Source organism: Wandonia haliotis, from assembly GCF_039523435.1.
Taxonomy (GTDB): domain Bacteria; phylum Bacteroidota; class Bacteroidia; order Flavobacteriales_D; family Crocinitomicaceae; genus Wandonia; species Wandonia haliotis.
Map to the genome: position 1 here is coordinate 177,198 of NZ_BAAAFH010000022.1, position 13,084 is coordinate 190,281.

The window sequence follows — 13,084 nt, forward strand, 5'->3', positions numbered from 1 at the left end:
ACCGATTTTGTAATTGAGGTGAGAATCTCAATTCGCCTACTATTTACCGATACCAACACGAACGCCACTTCGGATACCAAACCGGTGTGCCCAATTCGCGTATGGCAGTAAATTTCTGTCCATCTCTCCCCTATCTGAATATGCTATTACGGGAACATCCAAGTCCAGAAAGAGACCTAACCGAAGTGCCGCTTTTTTTCGTTTTCCTAATCCTATTTTGTATCTGAAAAGTGATTTAATCAGCACCGATACATAATTTTGGTAACCCGATTCCTGATAATACTGTCCATAGCTTGAACTGTACTCCATCCAATCGGAATATACATTAGTCAACCAACTCACTCCTCCTCCGACAAGAAAAGACATCTCTTTTTCCGCCCACACTCGCCTCACGGTATACACCTGAACATGAGGGAGAAATAAATTTTTAAACAGCTTTCTGCTTTTGTGTTTATAACCAAAAGCAGCAGCAGCTCCTATCCCCCATTTTCCTTCACCAGGAATCATCTCAACTCCTCCTCCTATCATCAAAAAACGAGAAGTATATGAGGAATTGGAACGAACTGCATCCATGTAGCCCGCCCTAATATAAAATTCTCCCGCATACACCTTCTGCGGAAGAAACAAAGCTAAACTATCCTCTTCTGTTTGCGCATAAACAGCAGGTAGGATTACGATTCCTGAAAATACTGCTATAATAAAGGTCTTCAGCAATTATTTATTGTTTTCGAGAATATAGGTAAGCACCTTTTGCATAAGGTGTACCCTGTCTTTTCCTCGTACGTTGTGCTCATGCATAGGATACACAAAAAAGTCAACTTGCTTTCCTTTATCAATAAATGATTTGATCAACGAATGACTGTGTTGCATCACCACTACATCATCAATCGAACCATGGATTAGCAATAACTTCCCTTCCAGGTTTTCTGTTTTATTCAACAGACTGGCAGCTTCATATCCTGCTTCATTCTCATCAGGACGATCCATATAACGTTCACCATACATTACCTCATAGTATTTCCAATCCGTTACCGGGCCACCTGCCACACCTGTCGTAAACACTCCTGGCTCCCGCAACATGAGAGACGAAGTCATAAATCCTCCGAAACTCCATCCATGAACGGCCATTCTGTTTCCATCTACGAATGGCAAGCTTTTCAGATACGCAACACCTGTCAACTGATCTTCAATTTCGATTGTTCCTAACTGGCGGTGGATTACATTTTCAAATGCAAATCCCCGGTGCGCAGACCCTCTGTTATCCAGCGTATAAACAAGATACCCCTGCTCTGCCATCCAGTACATCCAAAGACTTGCTCCACCGAACCAGGAATTAGTAATTAATTGCGCGTGAGGACCTCCGTAGACATAAACAAGTACCGGATATTTTTTATTCGGATCAAAATCCGATGGTTTTATCAATCTTGTATATAATTCTGTTCCGTCTTTTGCTTTAAGTGTACTTATTTCAGCCTGCCCTAACACCAAATCTTTCATTTTATTTTCCGCCTCAACCAACGTTTTCACGGTTTTCCCTTTACGGTTCAAAATGCGAGCTATGTTAGGGATAGTAGTTGACGAATACTGATCAAAAACATGTGCTCCGTCATAACTAACAGTTACACTATGTGTTCCTTCTCCGGGAGTTAATTCAGTTTGTTTTCCACTGCTTACCTGAACAGCAAAAGCACGCATTTCCAACGGACTTTCTCCTGTCCCTTCAAAATAAACTTCTGTTCCTTTTGCATTTGTTCCTAAAATCCCTAAAGCTTCCCATGTATTATGTGTCAGTTGTCTGACAAAGCCTTTTTCTACCGAACATAAGTACAAGTTCATAAAACCGTCCTTTTCACTCATCCAAACAAATTCATCAGCTGACTGATTAAAGAAAAAAGCTGGATGTTCCGGCTCTACCCACTTATCATGTTTTTCTTCAAGTATCGTTTTAACAAACGCTCCCGATTCAGCATTATACATTTGCAATTGCATGTGATTTTGACCTCTGTTAACTTCTGCGATCAACACATGTTTTTCATCAGGTGTCCAGGAAAGATTCGTGAGATAATCCTCTTTGGCTCCCTTGGGTTCGATGTAAATTGTCTTTCCTGTTGTCATATTATATACCCCAACGCGCCCATGTTCACTTTTCTGACCTGTCATTGGATACTTAATAAAACTCGTTTCCCCCGGAGTTTTTGTAATATCCAACATCGGATACTCAGCTACATTTGTCTCATCCTTCTGATAAAAAGCCAGATAATTTCCCTTAGGGGACCAGAAAATTCCATCTGTAATTCCAAACTCACTTCGGGCTATCGCCTGCCCGGAAACGATATTTTTATCTTCATTGGCAGTAACAGGAATCTGCTTTCCGGAAGGTGTAGCAACATACAGGTTATTGTCAATCGTATATGCAACTGCTCCCGTCACAATCTCTAACTCGCCATTTTCTGCAAGCGCATCAAATTCCAGCGTTTTTTCCCCTTCTCCTGTTTTATAATTGTACAAAAAGTACTTATTGTTGTCCGCGATATAAAACGATGAAGCATCTTTCCATTGCAACCCCGAAAACCACATAATATCTTCTCCGGTTACTTTACTCACTTCTTTGATTGAAATGCGTTCTGTTTTTCCTTTCCCGGAAACAATTACCATATTCACATAGCCATCCAGGTAAGCATAATCTGAAGACTCCGGCAACCAATTAAATCCGAAAACATGCTCCGGATAATACCCCCTGTACTGATTCATCACAGCATCTTCAAGTGTAAGCTCCTTTTGAGCAAATAAAACAGGAAGAGTCACCAACGTAAGAATGAGAAAAAATATCGCTTTCATTTTATTTTTATTTTTCAGGGTAAAGATGCTAAAAAAAATGCTACTTCACCAAATAACACTATGGATTAGGAAGAAACGAACTGGTCTCCTTTTTTGACACTTTCATCGAATTAACAAACAGTTAACCTCCATTTTGTTTTAATTTTCAACAACTAAGCGTAATTTTGCCCCGTGAAACACACCTTAAAAAAGTGATTTAATGCGAGTATTGTTATTCGGAGTAGTAATTCTTGCACTTATGGGGAGCCTTACAACTGTCAACGCTCAGGTGACTCTTGCTTTTCAGGGTGGAGAAAATGGTGATAACTGGACTTACACTTCTACCGGTGCTGATGCCACTGCTACTTTTGAAGCCGGTCAATTTGCCAATCTTGTTTCAGGACAAAGATCCATTGTTGTCGGAGGAAATACCGGAGGAGGAAGTTGTATTGATGGAGGAAGTGGAAACGGTACACGAATGGACAACACATTCACCTTTGACCAGGTAGATATATCAACTTCCAATCAAAGTGCGAGAACACTCTCGTTTTTTTGGGGAAACCGACACCCTGTATGTAACGGAACAGGTTGGGACTCCGGAGATGACCTTACTTTTACCCCTGTTTTAGACGGAGTTGCTCAACCTACAATAACAATTGTTCAGGGAGCAGGAGACGCTGCGTTTGACATAAAAGAAAATCAGTATATTTACGATATCCCTGCCTGTGTAAACACATTTTCCTTTGCAATCTCAATCTCAACAAACAGAGACGATGAGCATTTATTTTTGGACGATGTAACTCTTTCGGCTCCGGTACTCAACAACATTCCTTCTGTAACAGCTTTAGCTTCGGGACCTTTGACTGTTTGCAACAGTGAAACATCGACCTATTCGGTAGCGCCTCAAAATGGTGTGGGTTTTACCTGGTCATTTCCCAATGGAACAAATGTTATCGGTAATAACGGCTCCGAGAGTACCAGTACAATTTCTGTCGACTGGAATGCACTTCCGACAGGTACCTATCAGATTTCTGTTACTCCCAATTACTCCGGATGCGGAACTTCCATGAACGGATCTCCCTACACATTTGATGTAGAAGTTAGTAGCTCATCTTTGACACAGGTCAATGCTCAAATTTGCGAAAACGACAGTTATACAATCGGAGGGCAAACTTACACAACAACAGGAAATTATTCCATTCTACTAACAAACAGCGCTGGTTGTGATTCAACTATCGAATTGTCACTTACTGTGACTCCGGAAACTTCAGTCGCTTTACAGGAGACGATCTGTGAGGGGAATTCCTACACGTTTAATGGTCAAAATATAGATCAACAAGGTACCTATACAGCAGTTTTTCAGTCACAAAGTGGTTGTGACTCGACTATCACATTGAATTTGACTGTACTTCCCTCCTATTCAGTACAAGAGCAATATTCCGTGTGTTCCGGAGATGATATGACCTATAACGGGACATCCTACACCTCTCCCGGAACGTATACTATTGCTTTTACCACACAGGATGGGTGTGATTCAACGATTACCCTGAATCTTATCGCTCCGGACGAAGAAACGGTAGAGTTAGATGTTTCCATTTGTGACAATCAATCGTATGATTTTAATGGCACTTCATTAACAACCGCCGGTACATACCCGGCAACATTTACCAGTTCATCGGGTTGTGATTCTGTCGTACAATTGAATCTGGCTGTCTACCCAACGTATTCTTTATTGCGTCCGGTTTCCTTATGTGGAAATGAATCGTTTGAATTTAATGGAACTGATTATAGTTTACCGGGCGACTACCCTGTGTCATTTATTTCTTCTGCCGGATGTGATTCGGTGATCACTCTCCGTATTTCGATTGACGATCAGATTGTACACTATCGCGAGGCAACAATCTGTGAAGGGGAAACTTACGAACTGGAAAACTTTACATTTACCGAGGCGGGTGAGTTTGAAATTTTTCACCCCAATCAAAATGGCTGTGATTCAATTACGCGTCTGAATCTTATCGTTTCACCTTCTCCGAAAGCTTCGTTTTCATACGAGATTATCCAAACAGGGGATGAATTCACAACCGTATCTTTCACCGATAACACGGATTACATTTCAGGATTTGGCAATAATGAATGGGATTTTGATGAAGGAACTATCCTCAATAACGTCAGTGAAACGGAACATGATCTCCCAAACGAAAACAATCGTGTTTACGCAGTTCAACTTATTGCAGAAAACAATCTGGGATGTATTGATTCTACCACTGCCCTTATTGAAATCACACCTCCTTTAAATGTTTATGTACCCAATACCTTCACTCCTAACAGTGGAAAATACAACAATACGTTTTACTTTGAAGTAAACGGGGATATTGACGTATACACTTTCTCTATGTTAGTCTTTAATCGTTGGGGGGAAATTGTATTTGAATCACAGAATAAAAATCGTCATTGGGACGGTACGTACAACAACACACCTGTGCCCTCCGGAACCTATACCTGGGTTATCCAGTTTACCCGAAAAAGCAATAAAGAAGAATTGCAATACAAGGGGCACGTTAACGTTTTACGTTGATAAAATACGATTGCTACTTATATATCAATCTATTTTCCGAACTTTGGAAAAAATCATAGGATGAGTTTAGTAAAATTTGAGAACATTGAAAAGGCTCTTGACAAAGTTGATAGTCTTGATGATGCCAGTGTAGAGAAATTATCAGAAACCTATACCCTGGCACAAACTGAGTTGGTTAATTACATTATGCAAGCCACTCTTGAGTATGAAAATGAAGACCTTGGCCCTTATATCATTTACTACTTCTGTATTGCAATGGAATCTTTTCAGCAAGCAGGAATAGAACTTGACAGAATAACTGACGACATGATTGACGGGTTCCATGATGAATTCATGGATGTTCTGGAAGAGTATACAAGAGAAGAAGATCCTCAAATTCTTGATACGTATATCAACCAACCGAATTTGCTTGCTTTCCTTGCGGAAGAACTGGACGGAGAAGACGAAGATGGTGAAGAGCTGGATATTGAAACTTCTTCTCAGTTGTTCATTGTATTATCAGCTATGACAGGGCTTTTGAACAGAGCTATAAAGAAATAAAACATACTGTATGAGTCCGGAAGAGATTACAAACACAATGATGCGTAATGATGCTTTCAGTCAATGGCTGGGCATTCAGGTTACCAGTACCCAATCCGGTTATTGCAAACTCTCTATGAAAACCCGTGATGAAATGTTAAACGGGTTTGGCATTCTGCATGGAGGTATCTCGTATTCGTTAGCGGACTCAGCACTGGCTTTTGCTTCAAATTCTCATGGGCAACACGCCGTAAGTATAGAAACATCAATCTCTCATCTCAAACCGGTGAGGACTGGTGAAACACTTACTGCCATCGCAACCGAACGTTCGATTTCCCACAAAATCGCAATTTACGATATTGAAGTCTTTAATGAGAACTCAGTTAAAATTGCTCTCTTTAAAGGGACTGTCTATCGCAAATCTACTGAATGGAAGAACGATAGCAAAAGTAGTTGACAATAGAACAAAGTAATTATATTTGTTTAGTTTATTGATTCAACCGACATTTCATGAGTGAACAGAATGACAAGAAAACACCAACGGTAGACTTTGTAGTCCGGCATATCTGGCATAAGATTGCACGGATGTATAATCAGAAAGCTGCCGAGCATGATGTAACCATCTCAATTGCATTCATATTGCTTATTATTGATAAAGAAGGAACTCCCAGTACCCAGCTTGGCCCGCGGTTAGGTATGGAACCTACGAGTCTTTCCAGAACCCTTAAAGCAATGGAAGAAAAGGGATTGATTTTCAGAAGTCCGGACAAAGAAGACAAACGAAAAGTCAGAATTTTTCTCACAAAATACGGTATTGAACAAAGAAAGCTTGCAAAATCAGTAGTTCTTGAATTCAACGAAAAGTTATATGCAAAAATCCCTAAAGGAAAATTAGCTGTCTTTTTTGACGTCATGGAACGTATTGACAAAATTGTAACACAGGAAATGGATAGTTAATTCCATTGTAAAATACAACTCAAAGCCCGGATTCCAGAAAATCCGGGCTTTTTATTTATTTACTACCGAATAGGATTCTGTCTATAGTCCCCGCAGTAATCGAATGGTAATTTCCTCTGGCCTTTTTATAGACTTGTTTTGCCCATTCTTTGTCGTCCTCTTTCTCTGTCAAAGCTTCGTATATCGGCTCAAGAAACTTTCTTCTTCCTACCTGTACTAAAAAAGCCTCCATTTCCGGGCGCACATCTCTATAACCTGTTCGAATACTCTTAATGTACCATTCAGACATAATTTCCGAATTTCCCCAATTCTTAAAACCAAACACCTGATCTAACTCTTTCATTCTATCCGTTTCTGTTGAATCAGGTAGTTTCCGAATAAAGTTCATCCATTCCTGTGTCACCCAACTTTTTCGGTTTACCCCCAATTGTTCTGCAGGCTTCCCTCCGATAAACAACGCTGCAATACTATCTACTTTCTCAAACCTGTCTGATGTGATCTTACGACAGTTATCAGGAATACCGGGACCATAAATCCATTCATCCGTATTAAAAGAGATAGACTCAGGCTCCAGCAAGTTCTTTTCTAAATACACCAAAAACTCTTCGGTCGTTAGGGTCTCAAAAGCATGAGAGGCAAAATAATCTCTGATAAAACGATCAAATTTCTCTCTCCCCACCTTATCTTCTAGTGTCATCAAAAACAAAGCCCCTTTGTTGTAGGCAATTGTAGTCATCCCTTCATCCGGGTCCCGTCCTGACAATGTTAATTTCAGGTGCGTGTCTTCAGGATGTTTTCCATCACCAATATCCTCTACTTCATGCATCAATTCCTGATACTCAATCAGTGTAAGCATTTCTGCTATTTCACGTCCGGCCACAGCCTCCATGATACGTGACTCAAAATAGACCGTAAATCCTTCATTCAGCCAAAAATCTTCCCATGTCGCATTGGTTACAAGATTTCCGGACCACGAATGTGCCAATTCATGCGCGATCAGAGATACCAAACTTCGATCTCCCGCCAATATGGTCGGTGTTGCAAATGTCAACCGCGGGTTTTCCATCCCTCCGAAAGGAAACGCCGGAGGTAGCACAATCACATCGTATCGCTCCCATTTGTACTTCCCGTATAAGTCCTCTGCCGTATTTATCATCTCCGGCATATCAGCAAATTCATAAACAGCAGCATCAATTACAGAAGGCTCGGCATATACACCTGACCTTTCATCCAGCGCTTTAAACCTAAGGTCGCCCACCGCCAGAGCAATTAGATACGATGGAATAGACTGATCCATTCTAAAGTGATAAATTCCATCTTTTGTTTTTTCCTGAGGATTTGTGGCACTCATCACAGCCATTAACTCTGACGGTACCTTCACGCGAGCACTATAGGTAATACGATTAGCAGGAGTATCCTGAATAGGAATCCATGTCCTAGTGAGAATAGCTTGTCCCTGCGTATATAAAAAAGGATATTTCTTTCCGGCAGTCAGATTCGGGCTCAACCAGTCTACCGCCTGCGTATTTTCGGTAGTTGAATAATGAATATGAACAATTGTCTCTCCTGAAAGAGCCACATAAAGAGGTTGCCCCAATAACGAGTCCATCGTCCCCAATCTAAAGAAAGTCGGTTGCTCTTGTTCACCTACTGTTACTTTATCAATCACAAGGTTTTTAGCATCCAAAACCATCGTATCAGTACCTTGCTTATTCTCGATCAGATGCGTAGCTACTCCTGAAATCGTTCTAGTATCAAAATTCACTTCGATATTCAGATCCAGATGTTTTGTGTACACCTCGTCTATATTGGCATAACTGTGCTTATCATCTACCCGAACTGTATTCAACTCCTTCTCTCCAACGGACATAACCTGTTCTTCTTTAGCCCCATCCGAACAAAACGAAAAAAGGAATCCACTAACCAGAACTGGGAAAAATACTTTATAATTCATAAAGACATCACTTGTTTTGCGTGCAAATTTACAACTATTACATTTGGTTTTCAACTCCATAAGATCAAGCCCCTTAAAAAAACGGCAAACAAACGAAATATCGGGACAGGACGTGATTTATCGAAATATTAATCAAAAGATAACCTCTTTTGAAAAGTTTTAACTATTTTCACCGACCAAACTTCACACTAAGAGCATAGTCATGACTAATTCAGATAGTATCACTGCTGAGAAGACGATTTTGGGACATCCCGTTGGTTTGTTTGTACTGTTTTTCACAGAAATGTGGGAGCGGTTTTCTTACTACGGAATGCGAGGACTACTCATCTTATACATAGCAGAATCAGCCTCTGCTGACGACCCAGGACTTGGATGGACAAATAAAGATGCAATCTGGTTATACGGTTGGTACACAATGTTAGTTTATTTGATGGCTATACCTGGTGGTATTGTCGCTGATAAGTGGCTCGGTCAAAAGAAAACCGTATTGATAGGTGGGCTTCTACTTTGCGCGGGACACGGTGTGCTTGCCATTCCGACAAGTTGGGCTTTCTTCTTAGGTCTTGCTTTAATTATATTAGGTGTAGGAGGTTTAAAGCCTAATATCTCGACTATGGTTGGTGGATTATATAAGCCCGGAGATATTAGACGAGACAAAGGATTTACAATCTTTTACATTGGAATCAACCTTGGTGCATTTTTAGCAGGAATAACTGTTGGAATTGCTGCTAAGATGTGGGGATGGCATGTTGGGTTTGGATTAGCTGGTATAGGAATGCTTTTAGGTCAGATTGTATACATGGCTGGGCAAAAGCATCTTAGACACGTCGGAAACTTCATTGGTAAATCTACAGATCAGACTGTTCTGGAAGCTGCTAAAAAACCTTTAACTAAAATTGAAAAGGATCGCATCGTCGTTTTACTACTTTCTTTCCTTATTATCATTGTATTTTGGGCAGCTTTTGAACAAGCAGGAGGCTTAATGAATCTGTACACTGATGAAAAGGTGAACCGAAATCTTGGAGATTGGTGGGAAATTCCTGCTGCTGTTTTCCAATCCCTTAACGCCGGATATATTATAATATTTGGAGCGATTGTAGCTGCTTTTTGGGCACATAGAAAATTGAAAGGAAAAGAGTCTTCATCTCTTTTCAAGATGGCTATCGGAACTATCATCATGGGATTAGGTTTTATTTTCATGATGTTTGCTTCCAGAGAGGCTTCTTCTGAGAACTTTGGTAAAGCGTCAATGGTTTGGATCTTTTTAGCATATCTGTTCCATACCATCGGAGAATTATCCACCTCACCAGTTTCTCTTTCTTTTATAACAAAACTGGCTCCTCTAAAATATGCATCTATTATGATGGGTATTTATTTTGCGGCAACAGGTCTTGGTAATAAACTAGCAGGAACAATTGGTTCTACCTCACAGTTAGAGGTCTATGAAGGAAAATTAACTTCTTCAAAAGATACAATTAATGCAATCACCGGAAAACAGGAGATTGAAACCAGTAAAAATAAAACGGAATTAGTTTACCCTATCAATTGGGATAAAAACATTGAACTTCAAAGTGAAGTTTATCTTTCAGGAAATACAATCGTATTCAAAAAATATCAGGGCGATAGAGTAATTTCCGATTTATTCGAACTTGACTCAAAGAACGAAAAACGTCTAAAGGAAGAACTATCAGAATACCAGGCTTCACAAGAAAAACCGCTACATGCTAAACTTTTATTAGAGAAGGATGAAGAAGCGGTAAAAGTTAAGGAAAACAGAGGTGACGGTAAAGACTATTCCGTATCGTTCGTTATATCTGAAACGCAAAATGCTCAGGAACTCAAAATATTTACCTGGATTACAATATTTACGGTAGCATTTGGTATTCTATTGATTATTTTCCTCAAAAAACTAAAAAAGCTGACACACGGAGCAGAAGAAAATGAGCGGGACATTCATGAAAATGAAGGCTTCGAATTAGCGGAAAATTAATTTTAATTACTCAATTACAGATTTTTTATGTCGACTCAAAAACCAGCATTTTTTCAATCTCAGGTTTTAGGACACCCTTCTGGTTTGTTCGTACTATTTTTTACAGAAATGTGGGAACGCTTCTCATTCTACGGAATGCGGGTTCTCTTAATAAACTTCCTCACAATGGCTGTGATTGGAGTGAATCCCGGATGGGAGTGGTCTGCTGAGAATGCAGGTACTCTTTTCGCAACCTATGCAGGACTATTGTATCTGACTCCTATTTTGGGGGGAATGATTGCAGATAAATTTTTGGGTTATCGGAATGCTGTAGCTGTAGGTGCGCTTATAATGACATTGGGACATGCTCTTATGGCAATAGAAACTGAAGCTTCACTATATGGAGGACTCGCTCTTCTTGTAATCGGAACAGGTTTCTTTAAACCAACTATGACATCTATTATATCCGAAATGTATAAAGACCTTCCTGAAAAGAAAGACGGTGCTTATACCATCTTCTATATGGGAGTAAATGCAGGAGCATTTTTTGGGATGATGCTCTGTGGATATCTCGCAGAAAAAATTGGCTGGTCCTGGGGATTCGGTTTAGCCGGAATATTCATGATGCTAGGTCTATTACAATTTTGGTTTTCGAAACCTCTTTTTGGAGAAATCGGTTCTGCACCTAAAAAAGAAGAGAAAAGTAAACCACAAACTTCTCAACTTGATACTTTAGAGGATATTTCATCTGATGATGAAAAGCAACCAAAAGAGACGTTAAATCCATTTACAACCTTCGACAAAGTATTTACTGTACTATCCGTTATTTTTGGGTTAGTATTTTTATTACATGGTCCATTTGCTATTAATGGCGTACCATTAATCCCTGATTTCTTTGGTATCTACTCCGATGGAGAAGAAATTTTGTCTCCTAAAATTACGTTTATACTGATTGGATTGGTTGTATTCTTCTTCCCTCTCATTATTTCAAGGATTTCAAGATATGAACGTGTAATCAGACATCGTATGATTACTGTTGTCATTTTTGCTTTCTTTACTATTTTCTTCTGGATGTCATTTGAACAGGGAGCTAGTTCTCTAGTAATATTTGCTCGTGACTTTACCGATCGAATTTTAGAAGGAAGTGCTGCTACAACGTTTTTAGTAATTGACTTACTTTTAACTTTTACTCCTCTTATTATTATCACATGGGTTCTGATAAAACTTTGGGGTGCATCAGCAAAAATAATCCGACTATCCAATATTATACTCGTTGTCTGTTTTATGGGAATTTGGGGACTTGCTATCTGGAAAACCAATCGTGACCTAAATACAAAATCGTACGAGTTAACAGTAGCGATGCATGTTACTCCGGATTTAGATAAAGATGGAAAGCAAAAAGTTGATAAAAAAACAGGAGAGTTATTATTTGCTAAAACCCCAGTAACAGTTGCAATGGAAAAAACACTTACTGACTCAGATAGTGTTGAGATAGTTACTAAAACAATTGGAGAATACAAAGAGTTAATCCCTGGTAATGAAATTCTGGCAACTTTTGAGCTTGGAGCTTTCCGATATGTTGATGAAGTTAAGGAAGGAATGATCTTAAAACAAATTGAACAACATCCAGGAAAATCAAGTCCTATTATTAAAGCTACATTGGGAGAAGTAGCCGGAAATGAAGTAGAGATTACAACCTCGTGGTTTTCTATCCTAAACTCTTTCTTTATTATTGCCTTCGCTTCACTGTTTTCTAAATGGTGGGAGAGTAAATATAACCCAAGTGCAGCAGTAAAATATGGATTGGGACTTATCGTAATGGCATTAGGATTCGGAATCCTTGCTATTGGAGCTAATGGACTAGAAGAAGGGATGAGAGTTAGTCTTGTTTGGCTTGTTTTTGCCTACCTCTTCCATACACTCGGTGAACTCTGCTTATCTCCTGTAGGGCTTTCTTATGTTAGTAAGCTTGTACCTGCACGCATGATTGGGTTTATGTTTGGTATGTGGTACCTAGCAATAGCAATAGGGAATTATGCTGCGGGATATCTCGGAGGTAAAATCGAAACGATACAGGAACAATATTCGATGTCTACGTTCTTCCTGATCTTCACTATTATCCCTATTTTCATGGGAATAGTAATCATCTTATTAAACCCTATGTTTAAACGATTAATGCACGGAGTACGTTAAAAGACACATACTACCCAGATATATTGCGAAAGCGGTGGTAATAACCACCGCTTTTTTTATCCCAAAAATCAGGATCATTCGTATTCAACTATCTATTTAT

At 39.5% G+C, this 13,084-nt stretch carries 9 protein-coding genes; 6 read left to right on the forward strand and 3 right to left on the reverse strand.

The genetic code is table 11. The features are described from left to right. Positions 1-39: 39 nt before the first annotated feature. Both ABDZ97_RS13475 and ABDZ97_RS13480 read right to left on the reverse strand, forming a co-directional pair. On the reverse strand, positions 40-714 hold the full coding sequence (locus ABDZ97_RS13475; protein ID WP_343788622.1) for a hypothetical protein: 675 nt from the start codon (positions 712-714) through the stop codon (positions 40-42). Then, positions 715-2,838, reverse strand: coding sequence for a S9 family peptidase (locus ABDZ97_RS13480; protein ID WP_343788625.1), 2,124 nt, complete (start codon positions 2,836-2,838; stop codon positions 715-717). It lies immediately after the preceding gene. 199 nt (positions 2,839-3,037) lie between these two features. Between ABDZ97_RS13480 and ABDZ97_RS13485 the strand changes: the two genes are divergently transcribed. The 4 genes from ABDZ97_RS13485 to ABDZ97_RS13500 are packed head-to-tail and all read left to right on the forward strand — an operon-like array spanning position 3,038 to position 6,868. After that, positions 3,038-5,392, forward strand: a complete 2,355-nt coding sequence (locus tag ABDZ97_RS13485) for a T9SS type B sorting domain-containing protein (RefSeq protein WP_343788628.1) — start codon at positions 3,038-3,040, stop codon at positions 5,390-5,392. Between the two features lie 60 nt (positions 5,393-5,452). Beyond that, entirely contained in the window at positions 5,453-5,932 is a 480-nt protein-coding gene (locus ABDZ97_RS13490) for a hypothetical protein (protein WP_343788631.1), read from the forward strand. A gap of 10 nt (positions 5,933-5,942) precedes the next feature. Beyond that, positions 5,943-6,368, forward strand: coding sequence for a PaaI family thioesterase (locus ABDZ97_RS13495; RefSeq protein ID WP_343788634.1), 426 nt, complete (start codon positions 5,943-5,945; stop codon positions 6,366-6,368). Between the two features lie 53 nt (positions 6,369-6,421). Continuing rightward, entirely contained in the window at positions 6,422-6,868 is a 447-nt protein-coding gene (locus tag ABDZ97_RS13500; RefSeq protein ID WP_343788637.1) for a MarR family winged helix-turn-helix transcriptional regulator, read from the forward strand. Between the two features lie 55 nt (positions 6,869-6,923). On the opposite strand, the gene ABDZ97_RS13505 is transcribed toward ABDZ97_RS13500, so the two are convergent. Then, on the reverse strand, positions 6,924-8,822 hold the full coding sequence (locus ABDZ97_RS13505; protein WP_343788640.1) for a M1 family metallopeptidase: 1,899 nt from the start codon (positions 8,820-8,822) through the stop codon (positions 6,924-6,926). A 202-nt stretch (positions 8,823-9,024) separates the two neighbouring features. Between ABDZ97_RS13505 and ABDZ97_RS13510 the strand changes: the two genes are divergently transcribed. Next, entirely contained in the window at positions 9,025-10,812 is a 1,788-nt protein-coding gene (locus tag ABDZ97_RS13510) for a peptide MFS transporter (protein ID WP_343788643.1), read from the forward strand. Positions 10,813-10,839: 27 nt separating this feature from the next. Then, positions 10,840-12,984, forward strand: a complete 2,145-nt coding sequence (locus tag ABDZ97_RS13515; RefSeq protein ID WP_343788646.1) for a peptide MFS transporter — start codon at positions 10,840-10,842, stop codon at positions 12,982-12,984. Positions 12,985-13,084: the final 100 nt, after the last annotated feature.